The sequence below is a fragment of the Mesorhizobium sp. L103C119B0 genome, assembly GCF_000502235.1.
Classification (GTDB): domain Bacteria; phylum Pseudomonadota; class Alphaproteobacteria; order Rhizobiales; family Rhizobiaceae; genus Mesorhizobium.
Map to the genome: position 1 here is coordinate 33,108 of NZ_AYXE01000020.1, position 23,395 is coordinate 56,502.

The window sequence follows — 23,395 nt, forward strand, 5'->3', positions numbered from 1 at the left end:
GTCTGTCTCCCAGAACCGCTTCGCACTTCTGGGCGACACGCATTAGCTTTCGTCACATTCCCGCTTTATGTTGCAGGCGCGAAAGCCCCGGGACCATCGCTTGACGAAAAGCCTCCGGGTGGCAGCCAGTGTCAAGGCACATTTGGAGCGAATCAATATGCAGTGATTTGGCCTCGATGTGACACCATGGCACTGGATAGTTTAAATCGATTAGATTATATCCTGCCGCGTCACAGCGAGCGGCGTCAAAGCGGACAGACCATGACCAGCCAGATCATTCCCGTCGATCCTTTCGACTTCATCATTTTCGGCGGCACCGGCGACCTGTCGGAACGCAAGCTGCTTCCCTCGCTCTACCACCGCCAGCGCGACCACCAGTTTTCCGAGCCGACCCGCATCATCGGCACCTCGCGCTCGAAAATGAGCGACGAGGAATTCCAGGCTTTCGCCAAGCAGGCGATCTCCCAGCATGTGAAGCCGGCCGACATCGACGCCGAGGAACTCAAGACATTCCTTGCCCGGCTGTCCTACGTGTCGGCCGACGCGACGACGGGTGCCGGCTTCGACAAGCTGAAAAAGGCGATCGGCGAAAGCGACCGCATTCGCGCTTTCTATCTGGCGGTTGCGCCGGCGCTGTTCGGCGACATCTCGCACCAGCTGAAAGCCCACAATCTCATCACGCCGAATTCGCGCATCGTGCTGGAGAAGCCGATCGGCCGCGACCTCGATTCGGCGCGCAAGCTCAACGACGTGGTTGGAGACGACTTCCACGAAAGCCAGATCTTCCGCATCGACCACTATCTCGGAAAGGAGACGGTGCAGAACCTGATGGCGCTGCGCTTTGCCAACGCGCTCTATGAGCCGCTTTGGAATTCTGCCCATATCGACCATGTGCAGATCACGGTGGCCGAGACCGTCGGTCTTGAAGACCGCGTCACCTACTACGACAAGGCCGGCGCGCTGCGCGACATGGTGCAGAACCACATGCTGCAGTTGCTCTGCCTGGTTGCCATGGAGGCGCCATCGTCGATGGATGCCGATGCCGTGCGCGACGAGAAGCTGAAGGTGCTGCGGGCGCTGAAGCGCATCAACGGCAATGAGGCACCCAAGCACACCGTGCGCGGCCAATACCGCGCCGGCGCCTCTGCAGGCGGCGCGGTGAAAGGCTATGTCGAGGAACTTGGCAAAGACAGCTCCACGGAGACTTTCGTCGCCATCAAGGCTGAGATCGGCAATTGGCGCTGGGCCGGCGTGCCATTCTATCTCAGGACCGGAAAAAGGCTGGCGACCCGCGTTTCGGAAATCGTCATCGAGTTCAAGCCGATCCCGCATTCGATCTTCGGCGACAGCGCCGGGCCGATCTCAGCCAACCAACTGGTGATCCGGCTGCAGCCCGACGAAGGCGTCAAGCAGTTCATCATGATCAAGGATCCAGGCCCGGGCGGCATGCGGCTGCGCCAGATCCCGCTCGACATGAGCTTTGCAACATCTTTCGACGGCCGCGCGCCGGACGCCTATGAACGGCTGATCATGGATGTTATCCGCGGCAACCAGACGCTGTTCATGCGCCGCGACGAAGTCGAGGCGGCATGGAAGTGGATCGACCCGATCCAGAACGCCTGGGAAAGCGCCAGGCAGGAGGCGCAAGGCTATACGGCCGGCACATGGGGTCCCTCGGCCTCGATTGCGCTGATCGAACGCGACGGGCGGACATGGCACGAAAGCAATTGAGCGAGCCCGTCTATAACTGGAACGGCTTTGCCGGGCGCCAGGATCTGGCGGCAGCCCTTGCCGGCAATGTCGCGGCGCGCCTGACCAAGGCCATCGACGAGCGCGGCACGGCCCTGCTTGCCGTTTCCGGCGGCACCACGCCGGCAAAGTTCTTTGCAGCACTTTCGGCCATTCCGATCGCCTGGAACAAGGTGACGGTGACGCTGGTCGACGAACGGTTCGTGCCGGCCTCCTCGCCGCGCTCGAATGCGGGGCTGGTCGCGGCCAACCTGCTGCAGAACAAGGCGGCTGCCGCGCACTTCGTGCCGCTCTACCATGAGGCGGCAAGCATCGAGACCGCCGCGGCGGCCGACGATGCGGCGCTGAAGGCTCTGCCCTGGCCCCTCGATGTCGTCGTGCTCGGCATGGGCGGCGACGGCCACACCGCCTCGTTCTTTCCCGACGCCGAGAATCTCGGCGATTTGCTCGACCCGGCCTCATCAAGGATCGTGCTGCCGGTTCACGCGGCAAGCGCCGGCGAACCCCGGTTGACGCTGCCGCTGGCGCGGATCGTCGACGCCGGCTTCATCGCGCTGCATATAGAAGGCGAGGACAAGCGCACCGCCTTCGACGGTGCGATGGGACCGGGTGCGAAAAAGCCCATCCGCAAAGTGCTCGAAGCGGCACCCACCCCGGTAGAGGTGTTCTGGGCACCCTGATTTCACGCAAAGTAGTCCCGGCAGACGGTGGAGGACGTTCTTCCGGGGCTCGAAAGGACCGACCATGACAGCCAGACGCGACATCGAAGCCATCACGGAACGCATCCGCCAACGCTCGAAAGCCGGCCGCGAGCGCTATCTCGGCCGCATCGCCGAGGCGTCCAGCCGCACCGCCAACCGGGGCGTCCTGTCTTGCGGCAACCTCGCGCATGGCTTTGCCGTCTGCAGCCCGTCTGAAAAGCTGGCGCTCGGCGCCGACAAGGTGCCGAACCTCGGCATCATAACCTCCTACAATGACATGCTGTCGGCGCATCAGCCCTTCGAAACCTTCCCGGCGCTGATCAAGGAAGCCGCGAAGGAAGTTGGCGGCATCGCGCAAGTGGCCGGCGGCGTGCCCGCCATGTGCGACGGCGTGACCCAGGGACAGCCCGGCATGGAGCTGTCGCTGTTTTCGCGCGACGTGATCGCCATGTCGGCGGCGATCGGCCTGTCGCACAACATGTTCGACGCCGCCGTCTATCTCGGCGTCTGCGACAAGATCGTGCCGGGGCTGGTGATTGCAGCCCTCACCTTTGGCCATCTGCCGGCGGTGTTCGTGCCGGCAGGGCCGATGACGACGGGCCTCCCCAATGACGAGAAGGCCAAGGTCCGCCAGCTCTATGCCGAGGGCAAGGCCGGACGCGCAGAACTGCTCGAAGCGGAGTCCAAATCCTATCACGGGCCGGGCACCTGCACGTTCTATGGCACCGCCAATTCCAACCAGATGCTGATGGAGATCATGGGCCTGCATACGCCCGGCGCGTCCTTCGTCAATCCAGGCACGCCGCTGCGCGACGCGCTGACGCGCGAGGCGACCAGGCGAGCCCTGGCGATCACCGCGCTCGGCAACGCCTACACGCCGGTCGGCCGCATGATCGACGAGCGCTCTTTCGTCAATGGCGTCGTCGGCCTGCACACCACCGGCGGCTCTACCAACCACACCATCCATCTCATCGCCATGGCCGCGGCGGCCGGCATCACGCTTACCTGGCAGGACATTTCCGACCTGTCGGAAGCGGTGCCGCTTCTCGCGCGCGTCTATCCGAACGGGCTTGCCGACGTGAACCATTTCCATGCCGCCGGCGGGCTCGGCTTCCTGATCCGCGAATTGCTCGACGAAGGCATCCTGCATGAGGATGTGCAGACGGTATGGGGCGAAGGCCTGAGGCCCTATGCGGTCGAGGCCCGGCTCGGCGAAGATGGCGGCGTCGTGCGTGAAGCCTCGCCGCTGCAGAGCGGCGACGAGAAGGTGCTGGCGCCGTTCAAGAAGGCCTTCCAGCCGACCGGCGGCCTGAAAGTGCTCGCCGGCAATCTCGGCCACGCCGTCATCAAGACGTCCGCCGTGAAGCCGGAACGCCGCGTCATCGAGGCGCCGGCCAAGGTGTTCGACAGCCAGCAGGGACTGAACGAAGCCTTCAAGGCCGGCACGCTGACCGGCGACTTCATCGCCGTCATCCGCTTCCAGGGCCCGAAGGCAAACGGCATGCCGGAACTGCACAAGCTGACCACCGTGCTCGGCGTCCTGCAGGATCGTGGCCAGCGCGTCGCGCTGGTCACGGACGGGCGCATGTCTGGCGCTTCCGGCAAGGTGCCGGCGGCGATCCATGTAACGCCGGAAGCGGTCGAGGAAGGGCCGATCGCCAGGATCCATGACGGCGACATCATCCGGCTCGACGCCGATGCCGGCACGCTGGAAGTGCTGGTGCCGGGGCCCGAGCTCGCGCTGCGCCGCACGGCCGACATCGATCTCATCGGCAACGAGTTCGGTTTCGGCCGCGAGCTGTTCGCCGGTTTCCGCCAGCTGGTCGGCCGCGCCGACCATGGCGCCAGTGCTTTCGGAGCAGCCTGACCAGATTGCCTATTTTGTAAAAAGGGCGGCTCGAGCTCGGTTTGAGGCCGCCCTTTGGTGAGGGATGGATGGCGATTACGGCTGAACCGTAATCTCGCTCCGTTCGCCGGCCTTGACCGTCACCGGCATTTCCTTGTCATGGCCTTGATCGGACATGTGGCGGAGGACGACATAGTCGCCGGCCGGGATAGTCTGCTGCCAGGTGTCGCCATAGTTCAGGCCGAGCGCCTTGCGGTTGCCCTGGATATCCTTCTTCGACGACAGCACCTCGATCGAATAGGCGCCCGGCGCCGACATCACCAGCACGCCGGCATCGAGCGTCACCTTGACGTCCTTGACGTCGCCAACCTTGACGCTGAAAGGCTGCTCGACGGTTGCGAGCTCAAGCGAGGTGACCGCGACATAGTCGTCCGGCGGCAGCCAGAACTTGCTGTCGGGCCCATAGGAGTGGGCGACATCGTCACGCGAGCCGTCGATCTTTTTCTTGGCCTTGACGATCTGGACGCTGATGCCCGAGGAGTCGGCCTTGTCGCCGCCTGCAGTGTAGTAGGCGTTGACGGCGGCATGGCCGACGCCGACGACTATGTCTTTTTCCACAGTCTGCCCGGCGGCGAGCTGGATGTTCTCGGTCACCGAGCCGCTGCCGATCGCAACCGTCACCTTCTGCTCACCAGCCGGCACGATGATCCTGGTGTCGCCATAGTGGGTGGTGCTGCCGCCCGGGAAGGCGAAATCGACATGGGCTTCGTCACTGATCTCGGCGCCCTGGCTTGGCTTCGGATGGATGAGCATGGTGCCGGCGTTCAAGGTGAAGAGCGGCTTGTAGACCTGGCCCGCCTCGATCTTGACCTTCTGTTCCGCCCGAGCTTCGTCGGCGCGCGCGACGACGACATAGTCGCCCGGCTCGAGATTGGCCTCGTAGTTGTTGTACTGGGTGGTGACGGCCTCGCCGTGCGTGCCATCGGCCTTGGCCTTGTAGACCTCCCAGGCATTGCCGTCGGTGATCGGATCGCCGCCTTCGGCCATGACCACGCTCGGGATGAAATTGAATTCGGGCTTTGCCGGTTCAGGGGCTGGAGCTGGGGCTGGCGCCGGTGCGGGTTCAGGTGCCGGAGCCGGCGCGGCGACGGTTTCGACCAGTGCTTCCTGCAGCGCCTTCTCGTCCGAGGCCTGGATATATTTGCCGCCGGTGTTGTCGGCAAGGCAGGCGATCTGCTTGCCCTCGTCAGCGGTCAGGCCGAAGCCGACGACGTCGACTGTGAAATCGACGCCTGAGGCCTCCAGTTCCTTGCCCAGCGCGCACGGGTCACCTTCGCAGGTTTCAAGCCCATCGGTGATGAGGACCACGGTCGCCTTGTCCTCGGTGTATTTCAGAGCTTCGGCCGCCTGCTTGACGGCTGCGGTCAGCGGCGTCTTGCCGAGGAATTTCAGGCTGTCGGCAGCGGCCGAAATGGCGCTAGCCGAGCCGGCTTGCGGCGGCACGATCAGTTCGATGTCGTCGCAGCTGCCCTTTTCGCGGTGGCCATAGGCCATGAAGCCGATCTCGTCGTCGCCCGGGACCGACTGCAGCACGGTCCTCAGCGATTCGCGCGCGATCTCGAGCTTCGGCTTGCCGTCGATCTGGGCCCACATCGAGCCCGAAGCGTCAAGAATGATGATGACCTTGTTGGCGGCAAAGCCGAGCGAAGTCATCGACAAAAGGAGCAGCGCCGCAGCGACGCTCCGCAAAAGTCCCGCCATGGAAATCTCCTTGAGACCGCCCTCTGATCCGCGCCGGAAGCTATTTGACGGCGCGTCCGGGCACAAGCCCCGGAGCGGGTTACGAACGGTTGCCGTGTAACAGGATCGGCGCCGGCCGAGGCCTGTTCCGAGGCCGGCTCAGCACCGCGTCAGTACGTGGTGCGCCGCTCTTCGGAAGGCGGACGGCCGAACTGCAGCCGATAGCTCTGCGCGAAATAGGAGTGCGAGGTAAAGCCGGTGGCAATGGCCACGTCGAGGATCGGCATGTTGGTCTGGCGCAGCAGTTCGCGCGCCCGCTCAAGCCTGAGCCGCATGTAGTAACGACCGGGCGTGACGCTCAAATGGCGCAGGAACAAGCGCTCGACCTGGCGCACCGACAGGCCCGCCGATTTGGCAAGCTGCACGGCTGATAGCGGCTCGTCGAGATGGTCGGCCATCAGTTCGACGATGCGCCTTAGCTTCTCCGACTTGCCGGTCAGGTCGCGCTCCGGCCCGACGCGCTGGCGGTCGCCGGCGGAGCGGATGCGCTCATGCTGGAACTGGTTGGCAACGCCGTTGGCGAGGTTCGAGCCGAAGTCGCCACGCACGATCTCCAGCATCAGGTCGATCGAGGTGGTGCCGCCGGCGCATGTGTAGCGCTTGCGGTCGATCTCGAAGACGTTGCCGGTGCAATTGATGTCGGGAAAGCGCTCGACGAAGCCGGCGCGGTTTTCCCAATGGATGGTGCAGCGATAACCTTCGAGCTGACCGGCTTCGGCCAGGAGGTAAGAGCCCACCGACAGCGCGCCGAGCGCATTGCCGCGCCGGCCCCAGCTGCGCAGCGCCGCCAGCACCTTGCTCTTGCCGGGGAACTCGACCGACAGGCCCACCGACACGAACAGGATATCGACCGGCGGCAAATCGGCGACGGCATAGTCGATCTTGAGCGGCAGGCCGTTGGAGGCCATGACGGGATCGCCGTCGGCCGAGACCGTCGTCCAGCCATAGAAATCGCGGCCGAGCAGGCGGTTGGCCGAGCGGAAGGTATCGATCGCCGCTGCCAACGAAAACATCGAAAACTTGTCGACCAGCAGGAACGCGAATTGCCGGCCCCCTTGAACGGGATCATCCACGACCGGCCGTTCAGAGGGAATAGTAAGGTTCGGCAAAGAAGCTGCTTTCTGGGTCAGAAGGAAGGCCGCTTCAAGCCGGCCGCAAGGTAGGCTGAGGCTAACGTATTGGCCATCAGCATGGCAATGGTCATCGGTCCGACACCGCCGGGCACGGGGGTGATGGCGCCGGCGGCCTTGGCCGCTTCGGCATAGGCTACATCGCCGACGAGGCGGGTTTTGCCTTCGCCTTTCTCGGGTGCGGCAATGCGGTTAATCCCGACATCGATCACGGTGGCGCCGGGTTTGACCCAGTCGCCCTTGATCATTTCGGGCCGGCCGACGGCGGCAACCAGAATGTCGGCTGTGCGGGCCAGCGCCGGCAGATCCTTGGTGCGGCTGTGGGCAATGGTGACGGTGCAGTTGGCGGCAAGCAACAGATTTGCCATCGGCTTGCCGACGATGTTGGAGCGGCCGACGACGACCGCGTTGAGGCCGGAAAGATCCTTGCCGCGCACGCGTTCGATCAAAAGCATGGAGCCAGCCGGCGTGCAGGGCACGAAGGCTGTTTCGAGTTCGCCGGTGCCGAGCTTGCCGACATTGATGAAATGAAAGCCGTCGACATCCTTTTGTGGCGCGATGGCCTGGATGATCTTGCCGGCATCGATATGGGCGGGAAGCGGCAGCTGCACCAGAATGCCGTTGATGGCCGGATCGGCGTTGAGTTCGCCGATGATCTTCAGCAGTGCCGCTTCGGACGTGTCGGCCGGCAGTGTGTGCTGCAGCGAATGAAAGCCGCATTCCTTGGCGGTGCGCGACTTCGACGCGACATAGACCTGGCTTGCCGGATCCTCGCCGACGATGACCACCGCCAAGCCGGGCTGGGCCTTTCCCTTGGCGACCAGGTCCTCGGTCAAGGCCTTGACCTTCTGAACCACGTCTGCGGCGACGATCTTTCCGTCAATCACTTCGGCCATGAACCATCCTCGACATCATTCCAGCCAAGGCGCGGCGCGCGCCTTGAACGTTGCTTCGTGCATGTCGTTGTTCCAAACGTTCCGCCCATTCGGGTAAAGCCCGACGGCAGCGTTTTTTGGGCGCCATGCTGCGCGGCATTGTCACGAAATTTGGCCTAAGCAATCCCGTCAAAGCGCCGTCACATGCCGTAAACTCGAAACCGGCAGCTTTTATTCTGTGCTGACGGGCTCAGAGCGACTCATCCTTTCACGGAAAGGCTGAACCGCTCTATTTCTTGTTTTGACGCAATTCCCAAGGGAAAGCGCGCTACGCGCTTTTCCCGGGAAAACCGTTTCACACTTTTCCTGGAATTGCTCAGAAATAGCGGCGGTGCGAACGGCTTTCGGTGAGTTCGCGCACCGCTTCGCGAAATTCGCGCAGGCTGGCGCGGATATCGTCGATTTGCGCCTGCTGGTCTTCCGGCGCCGCCCCAGCGGGCTGCGGAGAAGACCACGGCCCGGACGCCGCGGGCATCGGCTGAGCCTGCGAATAGGCATAGTCAGCCGGCTGACGAGGCTGCGCGTAGCCAGGCTGCTGCGCAGGGGAATTGGCGTGCGGAACCTCGTTCCGGAAGTCCGGCTGGCGATAGCCCACAGGCTCCTGCACCGGCCTTGTATATTCGGCGGCTGGTTGGGCGCGGTAGGTCTCGACGGGTTCGCCTGACGTCCCGCTACCCGGCGCGGCTTTGCGCATCGCCGAGAACAGTCCGTCGAACAGACCTGGGCTCCGGGCGGGAGCGGCCGCGGTCGGCAACACCGGAGGTGCTGCCGGTGGCGGCGCCACAGGCAGCGGCGCGCGATAGACCTTGTCCTCGACCGGAGGGGGGCGCTCGTCCATTCTGCCGCGCGAACGCGAATTGGCAGCGCCGCGCAGGCTGGCAAAGGCGCCGCGCATGGCGCCGACACCGATGCCCGAAGCAAGCCCGAGCAGCAGGCCGGCCATCGCTATTACAGCCCGCGACGGTCCGTTGGGTTCGAGCGGCGGTTGCGCGGGGGTCATCAGATTGATGTTGGTGGTGTTGATGTTTTGCTGTTCGCCGGTCTCCTTGGCGCGCAGAAGGTACTGTTCGTAGACGGAGCGTTTGGCCGTGGCGTCACGCTCCAGTTCGCGCAGGCTGACCAGATCGCTGTTGACGTCGCCGCTCTGGACCTTTGCCTGAGCCAGGCGGGAAGCGAGATCCTGCTCAAGCTGAACCGAGCGCTTCAAATCGACCTGCAGCGACGAGGCGATGCGGCGCAGTTCGCCTGCGATGCGCTCGCGCGAGCCGTCGAGCTGGGCGTTGAGCGCCTGGTATTCGGGATGACGCGGTCCCAGACGCACGGCGGCGCGGTCGGCCTCCTGCTTCAAAACTGCATATTGCGCGCGCAGTTCGCTCATCGTGTTGGAATTGATTTCTTCCGGCAAGGTGCCGTTGATGACCGAATTGACGTCCAGCGAACGCGCCGACGCGGCCCGGGCATTGAGTTCCAGCGTACGGGCCCGGGTGACTGAGAGCTGCTCGTTGAGCTTCAGCATCTGGTCGTCGCTGATCAGATGGCCCTGCGCGTCGACGAGATCATGCGTGGCCCTGAAATCCTCGACCTTGCGCTCCGCTGTCTCGACATTCTTGCGCAGGTCATCGAGCTTGGCCGTCAGCTGGTCCGTCGCGCGCCCGGCCATCCCGAACTGGTATTGGGCCGCCTCCTGCTGGAAAACGTCCCTGGTCGTATTGGCTATCTTCGCCGATTTGTCGGCGCTTTGAGTGGTGGCGCTGATGGAAACGACAAAGCTCTTGCCGCTGCGCTCAACCGACAGGCTCTTGGCCAGATTGCCGACCGCCAGCGCCTGGCGGCGCACTTCACCGCCGCCGCCAGGGCCATCCTGGCGCGACAGTATCGAGCGAATGAGCGACAGGACGCCAAGGCCGCCAGAGCCCTGTCCGTTGAATTCCGGATCGTCGACGAGATTGAGATCGGCCACGACCTTGTCGAGGACCTTGCCGGATGTCACCATCTTGATGCGGGTTTCGACAACAGCCAGCGCCGCATCGGGCTGCCCGACCGGTTGGGTGAGATCGTTGTCGGAAAGCTTCAGGTCGCCTGGCTCGATGACCATCTGTGTGGTGGCTTCGTATTTCTTCGGTGTCGAAACGGCGACGGCGACGCCGAGCACCGTGCCCAATATCGTAGTCGAGACGATCAGCAACTTGGAACGACTAATGCCGCGGACGACCTGGAGCGGATCGATCAGCGGCTTCCATTCCTGCCCGTCATCGTCGTCGCGGTCCGGTCGCTGCTCGTGGAAAGAGCGGAGCTCATAGGCGGCGTGCTGCTGACGCCGGCCGGAAACAGGCTCCTCACGCGCGCTGGCGGCCGAAACGGGTTCGCCGTCGGCCTGGAACTGCGGCGGCTCGGGCGGTGACGTTGGCGCCGGATTCGACCGCGCCTCGCGTTGCGAGCGGGCTATGCGGTGACGCGTGGCGGCGTCCTCGCGCCATGACGGATCCACCCGGTCACCGATCGAGACCGCCGACGCATCCGCCGCCTCATCGCCGCGCACGGCTTTGCCGAGCGCCAGGAGGGAGCGCTCGCGCCTCCAGTCTTCACGGTTTTCCCTGTCGACCATTGTCTCGAAACTTTACCTTCGACGGCGCAGGAGCGGCGGTCGGCCAATCGTTAAGTCACGCTAAACAGGCATGGGAAACAAAAGGTTAATTTCCGAAGTCTGCAAGTGAAAGTTTCTCGCTTCGCCACGCATTGCCGGGATCTGTAAAATGGCGTCAGAACCGCACGTTAAGCTTTGCGGCTTACGGCTTTCCTCGATATGACGCAGGCCAGCGACATACCGCAAAGGCGGACACTCGCCCGCATCGGCACCTTCCTCGCCGAAAGACGGGGGCTGGTTCGCGACTATCTTTCAGCCATCAGCGGCGCCGGCGGGCGGCTGGTGTTCTCGCTTGCCTATTTCATCGCACTTGCCAACACGCTGTCGATTGCCGAGTTCGGCATGTTCGCCACCGCCTCGGCGGCCGGCGTCATGCTGTCGCGCATCCTCGCTTTCGGCTTCATCTCGGCGCTTTACCGCACAGCCACCATCCGCCCCAATCTGATCGGCACCTTCACCGCCGGCTTCCTTTTGCTTGGCGCCGTGTCCTTACCACTGCTGGCGGCGGCCTCCTGGGGCGTCTACCTGATCTTCTTCGCCAGCACCGTTCCGCTGGCCGTCTTTGCCGCAATCGTCTTTGCAGAGGCGCTTTTGTGGCGGCCGGTCGAGGTGGTGCTGATCGTCAACAACGGGCTCGGCAAATTCGGCCGCGCCGCCGTGCTGTCGATCGTGGCCACGGCGTTCCGCGCGCTGGGCGCCGTGCTGTTCATGCTATCGGGCCAGCACAGCGTCTGGATCTGGTCGTTGTTCTACATCGGCGCCAACGCCGCCTCGCTGCTGCTGGCCTTCGGCTTCTATTATCCACGCCAGCGGCTGAGGCTGCGCACCGAGCTCTATCTCAGGCGGCTTGCCGATTCGATCTATGTTGCAGGAGCCGAAGTGCTGTTCTACCTGCAGTCGGAATTCGACAAGCTGCTCGTGCTGGCGATCGGCGGGCCGCATCTGGCCGGCATCTATGCCATCATCATGCGGCTGGTCGACCTGACGGCAATCCCGATCCGCACCTTCTCGATGATGCTGGTGCAGAGGATGATGCGGGCGCCGGAGCTGTTGTCGCGACTGCGGGTCAAGAGCGGTATCGAAGCCGGCGTGTTCCTGGTGTCGACATTGGCACTGGCCGCACTCGGCATCGTGCTGCATTTCTTCCCCAATGCACTTGGCCGGAATGTCGCCGAGGCGGCGCCCTTGGTGGCGTTGGCAATCGGCGTGCCGGGACTGCGCAACCTGGTCGAATACCAGGCCGAGCTGCTGTTCGCGCGCGGCCAGACCGCGCTCAGGGCGCTCAACCTCGGCCTGCTGGCGGGGCTGAAGGCGGTGCTGTTGACCTATGTGCTGACCACGATTGCCGACACGCCCAGGCTTGTCGTATCGCTCAATGTCGTCTTCCTGCTGCTCTATCTCGCCTCGGCGCTGCTAACCTATTCGGCGCTGCGCAAGCCCGCCAAGGCAATCTAAGCCAATCCGATCAGGCGGCGGATGCGGCCGATATCGGTGCCGATGAAGGATTGCATGCCGATCGCCACCTGCCCCGGTGCCATAGCGGCGACGAAGCTGCGGAATTCGTCATCCGACAGCGCCTCCCCGGTCCAGTGCACGCGGCAGAATTCCTCCGAGCCGTGGAAATGGCCGGCGCCCCCCAGCACATCGTCGACATAGCGGCCATAGATCATGCATTCGGAGAACCGGCGCACTGAAGCGATGACCTCGACCCAGCCGCGCGCGTGCACCTTCTCGATCTCGGCGCACATCGCCGTCACGGTCTGACGGCGCCAGGCGATCAGCGTCGAAATATAGTCGTGGTTCGAAACCTCGGATGCATCGATACCAATCGCCGAGGCCGCATTGCGCGACCAGATGCGATGCTCGTCGTGACCGTCGCTCGACAGCACGCCGTCGCGCCGGAACAGCCGCACCTTGCCGTCGCGCCAGAAGGCGCTCAGATCGAATGGCTTGAGGAAGGCGACGTCGGAATCGCAGAAGACCAGCACGTCTTCTCCAGCATGCGCAGCGATGGCGATGCGGCGCAGCTGCTGCACATGCCAGCCGCGCAGCGGCTGGGTCTTGAGACTGAGCCAGATGCGACGGCGAAAGAGGCTCATCGGATCGTCGAACACACGCAGCCAGCGCGGCAGCAGGTCGCGCTCGTCGACAACGCTGCGGCGGTCGTTTTCCAACTGGCGAAACAGCGCCACGTCGCGGTGCTCGACCAGAATGTAATGATGCGCCAAGCCGGAGACATGGCGGTCGAGGGTCTCGCACAACAGGCGGCAGCGTTCGAAATCCGGCGCATAGCTGGCGGTCACCACCGCCGCCGTCGGCGTTTGCGGCAGGGCACCGGTCTCGGCTGCAGGGCTCGGCACGACGCGGCTGTTCACCGCAACTCTCCGGCGGGCTCGGGCCGACGCGAGAATTTCTGCCTGACGACACGCAGCAGGAACACCGGATTGCCGACGACGTAGCGGCGCCACAGCCGGCCGGGCTCGATGCACAGACGGAACAACCATTCGAGCCTCAGCTGGCGCATCCACAGAGGCGCCCGCGGCACCGTGCCGGAGAGAAAATCGAGCAGCGCGCCGACGGCGATCGGCAGCGTGCAGTGGCGGGCATCGATATGACGGGCGATCCACAATTCCTGGCGCGGCACGCCCATGGCCACAAGCAGCACGTCGGGCCGCAATGCCTCGATGCGATCGACGATCGCCTGCTCTTCGGCGGGGGAGAAATAGCCGTCATGGATGACGACGAATTCGTGCTGCACCGCCAGAGCGGCTAGCCTGACCGACGCCGCCTCGGCGTTGGCGCGGGTGGCGCCAAGCAACCCGACGGTCAGCGGCCTCGCCGATGCCTGCAGAAAGGCCGGAATGAGATCAGTGCCGTTGAGATTGTCCGGGAACGGCGCGCCGTAGAGCAGCTTTGCCGCCAGATCGACGCCAACGCCGTCAGGCAGGATGAGGAAATCGTCGAGCGCCTCGGCAAAGACCGGATCGGTAGAGGCGATGTTGGCGTTGTGAGCGTTGAGAAAACTGACCTTGGTGAAGCGCCGCTCGGCAATCAGACGAGTGAGCAGCGCGATCGCGTCATCCCAGCCGATGGCAAGGACCGAAATGCCAAGGATCGTCTTCAGCGTATCGAGCCCGAAGGCGGCGCGGGCGGTGTGCATGTTCATGCAAACACCTCCTCCCCCACCGGCCCGAGCTTTTCCAGGCCGAGCCTGATGGCGGCATCCAGTGCCTTGATCTGCCGGCGATGGAAGGCGCTGCCATCGACATCCCTGACATCGGCCGCCGCTGCCTCCAGCGCGCCGGCGAAGGCGGCCGGATCGTCGGTGACGAAACAATTTGCCGGGCGATGATCGATGCCGCGCAGCGAACGGCTGGTGGCGACCGACGGCAGGCCGAGTTCGAAGGTTTCGATGGTCTTGAGCTGAACGCCGCTGCCCGCGGTTCTGATCAGTGGGATGACGGCGGCGCCGCGCACGAAATCCTGGGCGTCGGGCACGCGGCCGACAAATTCGACACCGGGATGGGCAGAGGTGATATCCGACGGCATGTTGCCGGCGACCCTGATGCGAAAGCTCCGGCGAAGATGCGGCACGACTTTTTCCAGGAACCAGTCGAGGCCGATGCGGTTCGGCTGCCAGGTCCAGGTGCCGATCAGCGCCGCGTCGCAATCGATGCGGCGCGGCTTGACCGGCTTTGGCGCCGTGGCAGTGGTCACCAGCGGCAGCACCGCCGAGCGGTCGTCGCTGGCAACGCCGAGTGCGGCGCGGTCTTCCTCGGCCAGCGTGAAGACGAAGCGAGCCCGGCGGCAGAGCCGCTCCTCCATGGTCTTGAGCAGCCTGGCCTCGCGGGCAAACAGCAGGCGCTGGAAGCGACTGTTTGCTGCTGCCGCATTCTCTTTGGCCGAACCATGTTCGACATTGTGGGCGACGAAAATCGAGGGACGGTCGGCGAACAGTTTTTCAAAGGCGCCGGCGAACTGCACCGAATTCAGGACATAGCCGTCGAAGGGACCGGCGCGCTCGATCGCGGCACGGACTTCGCTGTCGGAAACCGCGCGCAGCTTCACGGAAGCGAAGGTGAGCCCTGACAGCACCGCCTTGCCAAGCCAGGCGAGCTTCTGCCGCGCCGAGGCGCTTTCCGTGCGCACGTCGACGGCGCCGAGCACGAAGGTGTTTTCGGGGTCGCTGGGCGCCTTGCCCGGCCAGATGAAGCCAATGACGGTGACGCGCACGCCGGCGCGCCGCAAGGCGGCGATGATCGCAGCATTGGCGATCTCATAGCCCGAAGCGAGAGCGCCGTCGGGCACGATCGATGTGGCGAACAGCAGATGCATCTCACCTATCCAGGCGTCAGCCACTAGCAAAGCTGGGTGAACCCTTGATTAAATCACGCAACGCAACGGCTGAAAGGCGCGGACCGGCAGGCGCCGCTGCGAAAGGTGATTAACGAAACGTTATCGTCGCGGTGTTATCGAAAGCCAGATTCAAAACATGCGGCTGGAGCGGATGATCCCTTTGCCATCGGACGGTTCGGTTTCGATTGCGGGACGCTCTCCGGGGCTCGCCGCAGAGACGATGGAAGCCGTCGTCACGCTGCCGACCTTCAAGCGGCCGCAACTGCTGCTCGAAACGCTGGCGTCGCTCAAGGCACAGCAAACCAGCCGGCGCTTCGCCGTCATCGTCATCGAAAACGAGGCCGAGGCGCGTGAGGGCGCCCAGGCGGCCGTGCCGCTGTTCGAACGCGACGATATGAAGGGCATGGTCATCATCGCGCATGAGCGGGGCAATTGCAGTGCCTACAATGCTGGCTGGCAGACGGCGATCCTGCATTTTCCGGATTTCCGCCACCTGCTGGTCATCGACGATGACGAGATCGCCGACGCGGACTGGCTGGAGCGCATGTGCAGGACGGCGGAGACGCTTGGCGCCGACATTGTCGGTGGCCCGCAAGTGCCGGTGTTTACCGATCCTGCTCACGCCAAATGGGCCGAGCACCCGGTGTTTGCGCCGCCCTATCGCCAGACCGGGCGCGTGGCCGCACTCTATTCCTCGGGCAACCTTCTGGTCGGGCGCAATGTGCTCACCATCATGGGGCCACCCTTCCTCGACCTGCGGTTCAACTTCATGGGCGGCGGCGATTCCGACTTCCTCAGCCGCTCGGCGCAGAAAGGTTTCGTGCTTGGCTGGTGCGCCGAGGCAAAGGTGCGCGAAGGCGTTCCGGCCCGGCGCGTCGAGGCTGACTGGATCCGCGCCCGATCCTTACGCAACGGTGTAATCTCGACGCTGGTCGAAAAGAAGAAGCGCGCCGGCACGCCATTCGCCGGCGCCAAGGTGTTTGCAAAAAGCCTGGCGCTGCTGATAGCCTCGCCCGTGCGCGGCGCAATCAAATTGGCGCGGACAGGATCGCTGTCGACGGCGCTTTACCCCGTCTATGTCTCGCTCGGCCGCGTGCTTGCCGAATTCGGATACGCCAATGAGCAATACAGGCAGCCTGAGAAGAACTGACGAGCTGCTGCTGGGCGGCATCGTCACCCGCGACGGCGTGGCGACGGCGATTGCCGCGCTGTTGTTTGCCGTCGTCATCGTGTCGTTCCGGCCGTTTCAGCCGGCAGGCGCGGAACTGACCGGCGACGGCGGCGACATCGTCAACCAGCTCGGCTTCAGTTCGCTCGGCGCCATTTCGACCTTCTCACTGCTGACGTTCGCCGACCCCAAGATGGTGCGCTCGCTGCTCAGCCCGTCCTGGATCCTGATGCTCGGCTTTTTCATGCTTTCGGTCATCAACGCGACCGACCCGTCCTCGGCCATGCGCGCGGCCTTCTTCACGCTGCTTGGCGTTCTGACGATAGCGACGGTCCTGGTGCTGCCGCGCGACGCCGACAGTTTTTCGAAAGTCATCATATTCTGCGCGATCGTCGTTATCGGCCTGTCCTATATCGGCCTCATCGTCTTTCCGCATGAGGCCCTGCATACGGCCGATTCGCAGGAGCCCGAACATGCCGGCCTGTGGCGTGGTGTGTTCGCCCACAAGAACATTGCCGGACCAATCATGGCCTGCTTCAGCTTCGCCGGCCTCTATCTCTTCCGGCGCGGCCAGAAGTTCTGGGGCGTGGCGATCTTCGGCGCGGCGATGATCTTCATGCTGCACACCGGCTCCAAGACGACGGCCGGCCTGGTGCCGTTCTCGATCCTGATCGTCGTGCTGCCGGGCCTGATCGGCATGCGGTTCGGCACGCCGATCCTGTTTGCACTGGCGATCATTGCGACGGCCATCGGTACCTTAGGCATCGTCTTCATCCCCCCGGTGAAAGAGCTGGCGGCCACCTATTTCCCCGACCTCACCTATACCGGACGCACGACGCTGTGGGAGTTCTCCGGCGAGATGCTGGCGAAGAAGCCCTGGACCGGCTACGGCTATGAAAGTTTCTGGGGCACGCCGCTGCTGCTCAGTCAGGACCAGCCCTTCGACCGGGCCTGGGACATCCGGACCATCGTGCATGGCCATGACGGCTATCTCGACATTGCGGTGCTGATGGGCATCCCGGCGCTGTGCGTTGCCGTCTACACTTTCGTGATCGCGCCGCTGCGCGACTACATGCGCATCCCGCCGCGCAAGGAGAACATCTATCTCGGTGACTTCTTCATGATGGTGGTGCTGTTCACGGCGCTGAACGCGTTCCTGGAAAGCTTCTTCTTCCATCGCGGCGACCCGGTGTGGCTGTTCTTCGTGCTCGGCGTGCTTGGCTTGCGGCAAGTGTCGCTGCGGCCGATCGCGGTGCGCCGGCGACCTTGACCGGCTGGCCTGAGCACCCCTTGAGGGGCTTTCCCGTCTGCCCGCTAGCGTCTAAGGAGAACCCTTGTCTCGGAGGGCTCTCAATGACGATCAGGCTTGTTCTCGCCGGTTGCGGCAATATGGGTTACGCCATGCTTGCGGGCTGGCTGAAATCCGGCAAGCTTGCCCCGCAAGCCGTGTTCGTGGTCGAGCCCAATGCCGAATTGCGCAAGCGCGCCGAGCACCTCGGTTGCAGTGTCGCCGCGGACGCGAACGGGATCCCCGCCGACGCAGAGCCCGACCTCGTCGTCATCGCCGTCAAGCCGCAGGTGATCCGCGACGTCGCCGCCGCCTACAAGCGCTTCGGCGACGGCAGGACCACCTTCGTCAGCATCGCCGCGGGCACGCCGGTCGCCACCTTCGAGCACATACTCGGCCATCTCGCGCCTGTTATCCGCTGCATGCCCAACACGCCGGCCGCGATCGGCAAGGGCATGATGGTGGTCTATTCCAACCCGCTGGTGACCGACGACATCAGGCGTTTCGTTGCCGAGCTGCTGTCGGCGAGCGGTGTGGTGACGACGATCGACGACGAAGGCCTGATGGACGCGGTGACGGCGGTTTCGGGGTCCGGTCCGGCCTACATCTTCCATTTCATCGAGGCGCTTACGGTTGCAGCCGAGAAGGCCGGGCTGCCGGTCGAGACCGCCAGGCTGCTGGCCATGCAGACCGTCTATGGCGCTGCTGCACTCGCTGCCGAAAGCGGCGAGAAGCCCGGCGTCCTGCGCCAGCAGGTGACCAGCCCCAACGGAACCACGGCAGCCGCCCTTGCCGTGCTGATGGGCGAAGACCGGCTGACGAAGCTGCTGACCGAGGCGGTGGAAGCCGCGCGGCTGCGGTCGGTGGAATTGGGGAAGTAGCCGAGGCGCTCGCGGGGCCGTATCAGCCCCACTTCATCTCACCCTTGGCGACCTTTGCGCCCAGTTCCAGGGACGAGACGTCAAGAAGATCGGGATAGCGCCGCTTCATCGCTGCAATCAGCTCGACGCTGGATTTCGCTTTTTCGGCTTCCTTATTGAAAGCTTCGAGGTAGGCGCGGGTGAATTCCACGGCCGCCAGACCGTCCGGTGCACCGGCTACCTGATGGGACGGCACCACGATGTTTGGTTTGCGGGACGCGATTTCGTTGAGCGCGGCAATCCATTTCTTGCGGTCGTCTACGGTTGGCTCGTCGGCAACCCAGACATGTACGCCGGACGAGATCAGCACGCCGCCGAACACCGCTTCAAGGCTGGGCACCCAGAGATACCGCCGGTCTTTCAGATCGGCGACGGTGACGATCTCGATCTTGTTTCCTTCGATTTCAAGTGAGGTGATATCGGAAGCCTCGGGAATGACGACATCCGCCAGGACCTTCGGTCCATTGTCCTTGAGCTGTGGGCTCCAGACATCCAGCTTGGCTTGCACATTGGCTTTGATGGCCGCAACCGTTGCGCCGGCCGCGATGATCTTGGCGCCGGGGAAAGCATCCGCGACGGGACGGAGGCCAAAATAATAGTCAGGGTCGCTGCAACTGACATAGATCGTCGTCAGGGTCTTGCCCGTCGCCTTGATCGCATCCGCGACCGCACGGCCATCGGACAGGGTAAATCCGCCGTCGAGGAGGATGGCTTCTTTTTCCCCGGTCAGCAGCACCGGCGTGCGGCGGAAACCATTCTCGTCAGCCTGAAAATGGGTCCATTTCAGCTTGGCGGCGGCCTTGGCTGCAAAAGCCAGAGGCTGAAGCATGGCAACCATGCCCGTTGCCAGAAGGGTTTTCATCGCCTCGCGTCTTGTCCAAATGGTTTGCACGATTTCAATCCTCAATGGGGGTTCAACTGATCGAGATTGGCATCTCGGCATCGTTTGAAAAACCCGGATCAAAGAGACAGACTGTATGAATGGATCATACAATGGCAGCCGATGGTCTGCGTCGTCAGCACGAGCGCAATGATCAGGCGTGTTGCGCGAGCAGGTCAACAGCCCATGGCGCGAGCGCGGCAGCATTTGGCCTGCTGGGCGGGAGCGGCTGACGAAGCTGCTGGCCGAATCGTGGAACTGGGGCAGTAGGATCAGGCCAGATCGGTGTGGGAAAAGTCTTTCCCTTTGTAGAGCAAGGGCATCCCACGGCTTTTTGCCGAGGCATATGACAGGCAGTCAGCGAGATTGAGCTGAGCCGGGTGGCCGCGACCTTTGCCATAGTTCGAAAAAGCCTGGATCGCGAGCTTGGCATCACCTCTTTCGATCGGAACCACCTCGATCGCGGCTTCGCGCAGGAAGTCTCCTATTGCCCTTTCGGCGAGAGCGGCTCCACCACCAACTTCGACGAAAGCCGCATCGCCGCTTCGAGCACGACCAGCGGAGATGTTATCCGTATCGAGGCCTGCCCGATCCGGCGGCTCCAATCGGCGGCGTCTTCCTCTCCGGCGAGGACAGCGATCACCACCGAGGTGTCGATGAACATCAGGAATGTCCCCACATCTCGTCGATCTCATCCTTAGTCAAATCCCTGCCGCCGCTTCCCGCCTTGGCCTTCAGATCGTTCGATATGGCGGCCAGCCGCTCAGCCAGCGGAACTCTTTCACGTTCGCGCTGAAGCTCGGATTCGAGCGCCTCGATCACCGCCTCGGTCATTGAAATCTTTCGCTTTTCGGCAAGCTGCCGGGCGAGGTCACGGGCGCGCGGGTCTCTGATCTGGAGATTCATCCTGGAAGCCTCCGTTCGGTGCCACTACAACATAGGGAGTTGTCATGACAAGGCCAGCCCGACTGGCCTGTCATCCAATCTCAGCTCCCGTACAGCATCTCATCCTGCAGCTTGCGCAAAGCGAACAGCCCGGTCGTGCGGTCGGGTGTGGCGTTGTCGGTGGTGATGAGCTCGCCCTTCCTGACCGGCTTCAGCACCTTGCCGCCTTCGAGCAGGCCGACCGGCACTGCCAGATTGGCGCGCGCCTCTTCGACGGTCATGGTCCAGGAGCGGTAGCAAGTCTCGCCGATGGCATCGAAGGTCTCGCCCGTGGCGAGATCGCGCTTGGCGACCGCGCAGACCTCGGCCACCGGCTTCGGCAGCGGCACCATGTCGGGGCGGCCGTAGAGCATGATACGCGCTGCCGTCAGCGGCACTTCCAGCGAGGTCAGATGGTAGGGCCGGAAGAAGCTGTAATAGGGGCCGTGGCCGATATGCAGATCGTCCATGCGCTCGACGATGCGCGGATGCGTCGCCTCGACGATGACGAAGACGCCCGGCGCCACACCCTTGCCGATCGTGTAGTCGACAACACCCTTCTTCGACAGGATGCCGCCATCGGCGCGCGGTATCAGCACCTTGGCCAGCTGGTCGCGGTCGGCCTTGGGCCCGTGCATGCCCGGCACATCGGGCACCAGCCCGGTGGCGTTGGCGATGGCGCACATCTCGACCATGGTTTTCGAGCCGTCGACGAACTCGACCAGCATGCGCGGGTTCATGTTGCGGCGAAGGGCTTCCTCGCGATAGTCATCCGGAACGGCATCGTGGTTGAGCGGGTTGTTCTTGCCCTTGCCAGCCGAGACGATGGTGTAGCCGAGCGCGGAGGCAAACTCGATCAGCTCCATGCAGCTCGACGGCTCGTCGCCGGCGCCGACCGAATAGACGACGCCGAGCCGGTCTGCCTGCTGCTTGAGGTAGCAGCCGATCGTGACGTCGGCCTCGACATTCATCATCACCAGGTGCTTGCCGTGCTCCATCGCCTTCAAGTCGAAATCGGCGGCGACACCAGGCTTGCCGGTGGCGTCGATCACGACGTCGATCAGCGGATTGGTGACCAGCATCTCGTTCGAGGTGATGGCGATTTTCCCGGCCTCGATCGCCGCGGTGACTTTCGAACCCATGTCGGCCTCGACCGCCATCGCCTCGTCGCCATAGGCGATGCGGATGGCGTCGCGCGCCGTGTGCGGACGCCGCGTCGAGATGGCGCAGATCTCGATACCGGGCATCAGCATGCCTTGCGTGACCAGGTCGGTGCCCATTTCGCCGGAGCCGATGACGCCGATGCGCACCGGGCGGCCCTCGGCGGCGCGCCTGGCGAGATCGCGGGCCAGTCCGGTCAGGGCGACATTGGTCATGCAAGCGTGTCCACGGCTTCTTGATTGCAGGCGGGAATAGCAGGGAACGGCCCCGCTTTGCCAACGAAACCAGCGGACGGCGGCAATTTCTCCGGCAACAGGCCCGGCAGGTGAGGCCAACCCCAGTAGAGGCTGATTGACCCGCCTCGGCGTCAAACCACCCTGATATAGCTCGTCATGCCGGTTTTCTGATGTTCGATGATGTGGCAGTGCAGCAGCCAGTCGCCGGGATTGTCCGCGACGAAACCGAGCTGAACCTTCTCGTTGGGCTGCATGAGATAGGTGTCGGAGATGACCGGCTGAACCTGGCGTGTCGACGACGACAGCACCTTGAAGCTCATGCCGTGCATATGCATCGGATGCGATTGCGGCGTCAAATTCTCCATGTCGATGACATAGCTTTTGCCGAGCTTCAGCTCGGCCAAAGGCGCGGTCGGGTCCGGCGTGTCGCCCGGCCACGGTACCTTGTTGATGGCCCAGAAGGAGTAGCCTAGCGTGCCGCATATGCTGTCGCTCGGCACGTTTTCCGCCGTGGCGCTGAGCGAGAGCGCGATGTGTTTCGCGCTGGCGAGATCCACCTCCGGCACCGGGTTGGCTTCCAGCGGTGCGAGGTCGCGCAGGTCGCGCTTGAGCGAGCTGCCGGTGGCGCGCAAGGTGGCGAGGACCTTGGGTTTGGTGCCCCTGATGTCGCCCAGGCTGACGATCGCGCCCTCCTGGTCAGGCATGCGGATGGCGAGCTCCATGCGCTGCCCCGGTCCGAGCAGCAAGGCATCGGGCGCAAAACGCTGCGGCACCGGATTGCCGTCGAGCGCGATGACCGCGGCCTCCGCACCCTCGACGCGAAACGCGTAGATGCGGGTGACATCGGTGATGGCGACCCGCAGCCGCACCAACCCGCCGGCCGGCGCGTCGAATTGCGGCTGGTCGAGCCAGTTGGCGGTGCGCACCGTGCCATAGGTTCCGGTTTTTGCGGCATCGCGCGGCCGGAATTGCTGGATGAACTGCGCGTCGTCGCCGAGGCGCCAGTCGCGCAGATTGACGATTGCCTCGGCGTCGAATTTGGGATCGTTGGGGTTTTCGACCACGATCACGCCGGTGAGGCCATGGCCCATCTGCTCCAGCGTGTTGCAATGCGGGTGATACCAGAACGTGCCGGCGTCGGGCGGCGTGAAGGCGTAGTCGAAATGATCGCCGGTATAGACGTAAGGCTGAACTAGGAAGGGAACACCGTCCATCTTGTTTGGAACGCGAATGCCGTGCCAATGGATGGTCGTCGGGTCGTCGATGGCGTTGACGAGACGCGCGGCAAAGGGCTCGCCTTTTTTCATCCGCAGTACAGGCGGCATGCCTGATTCACCATACGTCAGGACATCCCGGGTCTCGCCCGCATCCATGAACCTGGCCTGGATCTTTGCCGTCTTGAGCACCACCGGCTCAGGTGTGACAGCTGCCCAACCGCTGAGCCTGGTCATTGCTGCCAGCCCGACGCCGCCACCGCCGGCAACCGCAGCCGTTTTCAGAAGCCCGCGGCGGGTGAATAGGGTCATCTGGCGCTCCAACGGAATATGATTACCTGTCGTCCTGAATGACGGGTGGCGACCGGCGCACAAGCCGATACTGCCACATCGCATCTCTGTCATGCCATGGCGAGCCGGTGACATCTGCTTGCGCAACAGCG

20 protein-coding genes are annotated in these 23,395 nt (G+C 63.8%); 7 read left to right on the top strand and 13 right to left on the bottom strand.

All coding sequences use genetic code 11. The features are described 5' to 3' along the window. Positions 1 to 261: 261 nt before the first annotated feature. The 3 genes from zwf (at position 262) to edd (ending at position 4,317) form a co-directional block, all read left to right on the top strand. Positions 262 to 1,731, top strand: coding sequence for a glucose-6-phosphate dehydrogenase (gene zwf, locus X728_RS141270; protein ID WP_023681884.1), 1,470 nt, complete (start codon positions 262 to 264; stop codon positions 1,729 to 1,731). Beyond that, the gene (gene pgl / locus X728_RS141265; RefSeq protein ID WP_023669306.1) at positions 1,713 to 2,429 is read left to right on the top strand and encodes a 6-phosphogluconolactonase; all 717 of its coding nucleotides are present in this window, start codon (positions 1,713 to 1,715) and stop codon (positions 2,427 to 2,429) included. Before zwf ends, pgl begins: the two co-directional genes overlap by 19 nt. 64 nt (positions 2,430 to 2,493) lie before the next feature. Then, positions 2,494 to 4,317, top strand: a complete 1,824-nt coding sequence (gene edd / locus X728_RS141260; RefSeq protein WP_023832760.1) for a phosphogluconate dehydratase — start codon at positions 2,494 to 2,496, stop codon at positions 4,315 to 4,317. A 75-nt stretch (positions 4,318 to 4,392) separates the two neighbouring features. Here the strand turns inward: edd and X728_RS141255 are convergent, their stop codons facing one another. From X728_RS141255 to X728_RS141240, 4 genes are all read right to left on the bottom strand, one after another. Continuing rightward, positions 4,393 to 6,057 carry a VWA domain-containing protein gene (locus tag X728_RS141255; RefSeq protein WP_023832761.1) on the bottom strand — a complete coding sequence of 555 codons (1,665 nt, stop codon included), beginning with the start codon at positions 6,055 to 6,057 and terminating at the stop codon, positions 4,393 to 4,395. A 149-nt stretch (positions 6,058 to 6,206) separates the two neighbouring features. After that, complete coding sequence (locus X728_RS141250; RefSeq protein ID WP_032888631.1) at positions 6,207 to 7,205, bottom strand: GlxA family transcriptional regulator; 999 nt, start codon at positions 7,203 to 7,205, stop codon at positions 6,207 to 6,209. A 17-nt stretch (positions 7,206 to 7,222) separates the two neighbouring features. After that, positions 7,223 to 8,122 (bottom strand): bifunctional methylenetetrahydrofolate dehydrogenase/methenyltetrahydrofolate cyclohydrolase FolD, encoded by a 900-nt coding sequence (folD, locus tag X728_RS141245; RefSeq protein WP_023669302.1) that lies wholly within the window; start codon positions 8,120 to 8,122, stop codon positions 7,223 to 7,225. 355 nt (positions 8,123 to 8,477) lie between these two features. Beyond that, positions 8,478 to 10,766: a GumC family protein gene (locus tag X728_RS141240; RefSeq protein WP_023692390.1), complete on the bottom strand. Its 2,289-nt coding sequence runs from the start codon at positions 10,764 to 10,766 to the stop codon at positions 8,478 to 8,480. A gap of 198 nt (positions 10,767 to 10,964) precedes the next feature. On the opposite strand from X728_RS141240, the gene X728_RS141235 reads away from it, so the two are divergent. Beyond that, positions 10,965 to 12,260 carry a lipopolysaccharide biosynthesis protein gene (locus X728_RS141235; RefSeq protein WP_023669300.1) on the top strand — a complete coding sequence of 432 codons (1,296 nt, stop codon included), beginning with the start codon at positions 10,965 to 10,967 and terminating at the stop codon, positions 12,258 to 12,260. On the opposite strand, the gene X728_RS141230 is transcribed toward X728_RS141235, so the two are convergent. The 3 genes from X728_RS141230 to X728_RS141220 are packed head-to-tail and all read right to left on the bottom strand — an operon-like array spanning position 12,257 to position 15,140. Next, positions 12,257 to 13,180, bottom strand: a complete 924-nt coding sequence (locus tag X728_RS141230) for a DUF6492 family protein (RefSeq protein ID WP_023669299.1) — start codon at positions 13,178 to 13,180, stop codon at positions 12,257 to 12,259. The genes X728_RS141235 and X728_RS141230 overlap by 4 nt on opposite strands. Further along, entirely contained in the window at positions 13,177 to 13,971 is a 795-nt protein-coding gene (locus X728_RS141225) for a WecB/TagA/CpsF family glycosyltransferase (RefSeq protein ID WP_023715617.1), read from the bottom strand. The genes X728_RS141230 and X728_RS141225 overlap by 4 nt, the downstream gene beginning before the upstream one ends. Then, positions 13,968 to 15,140, bottom strand: coding sequence for a glycosyltransferase family 4 protein (locus X728_RS141220; RefSeq protein ID WP_023832762.1), 1,173 nt, complete (start codon positions 15,138 to 15,140; stop codon positions 13,968 to 13,970). Before X728_RS141220 ends, X728_RS141225 begins: the two co-directional genes overlap by 4 nt. 172 nt (positions 15,141 to 15,312) lie before the next feature. On the opposite strand from X728_RS141220, the gene X728_RS141215 reads away from it, so the two are divergent. The 3 genes from X728_RS141215 to proC all read left to right on the top strand — a co-directional run bounded on the left by X728_RS141215 (position 15,313) and on the right by proC (position 18,498). Then, a complete protein-coding gene (locus X728_RS141215; RefSeq protein ID WP_023692395.1) occupies positions 15,313 to 16,311 on the top strand; it encodes a glycosyltransferase in 999 nt (332 codons plus the stop codon). Then, positions 16,280 to 17,599 carry an O-antigen ligase gene (locus tag X728_RS141210; RefSeq protein WP_023746238.1) on the top strand — a complete coding sequence of 440 codons (1,320 nt, stop codon included), beginning with the start codon at positions 16,280 to 16,282 and terminating at the stop codon, positions 17,597 to 17,599. Before X728_RS141215 ends, X728_RS141210 begins: the two co-directional genes overlap by 32 nt. Before the next feature lie 83 nt (positions 17,600 to 17,682). After that, entirely contained in the window at positions 17,683 to 18,498 is an 816-nt protein-coding gene (proC, locus tag X728_RS141205) for a pyrroline-5-carboxylate reductase (protein ID WP_023832763.1), read from the top strand. Between the two features lie 22 nt (positions 18,499 to 18,520). Here the strand turns inward: proC and X728_RS141200 are convergent, their stop codons facing one another. From X728_RS141200 to X728_RS141185, 6 genes are all read right to left on the bottom strand, one after another. After that, the gene (locus X728_RS141200; RefSeq protein ID WP_023832764.1) at positions 18,521 to 19,420 is read right to left on the bottom strand and encodes an MBL fold metallo-hydrolase; all 900 of its coding nucleotides are present in this window, start codon (positions 19,418 to 19,420) and stop codon (positions 18,521 to 18,523) included. 269 nt (positions 19,421 to 19,689) lie between these two features. Further along, entirely contained in the window at positions 19,690 to 19,872 is a 183-nt protein-coding gene (locus X728_RS1000000172125) for a type II toxin-antitoxin system VapC family toxin (protein ID WP_280792065.1), read from the bottom strand. A gap of 29 nt (positions 19,873 to 19,901) precedes the next feature. Then, a complete protein-coding gene (locus X728_RS1000000172130; protein ID WP_245261319.1) occupies positions 19,902 to 20,081 on the bottom strand; it encodes a type II toxin-antitoxin system VapC family toxin in 180 nt (59 codons plus the stop codon). Further along, entirely contained in the window at positions 20,081 to 20,323 is a 243-nt protein-coding gene (locus tag X728_RS141195) for a type II toxin-antitoxin system VapB family antitoxin (protein ID WP_023669292.1), read from the bottom strand. Before X728_RS141195 ends, X728_RS1000000172130 begins: the two co-directional genes overlap by 1 nt. 80 nt (positions 20,324 to 20,403) lie before the next feature. Next, positions 20,404 to 21,717: an NAD(P)H-dependent oxidoreductase gene (locus X728_RS141190; RefSeq protein WP_023832765.1), complete on the bottom strand. Its 1,314-nt coding sequence runs from the start codon at positions 21,715 to 21,717 to the stop codon at positions 20,404 to 20,406. A 152-nt stretch (positions 21,718 to 21,869) separates the two neighbouring features. After that, positions 21,870 to 23,264 carry a multicopper oxidase family protein gene (locus tag X728_RS141185; RefSeq protein WP_023832766.1) on the bottom strand — a complete coding sequence of 465 codons (1,395 nt, stop codon included), beginning with the start codon at positions 23,262 to 23,264 and terminating at the stop codon, positions 21,870 to 21,872. Positions 23,265 to 23,395 lie beyond the last annotated feature (131 nt).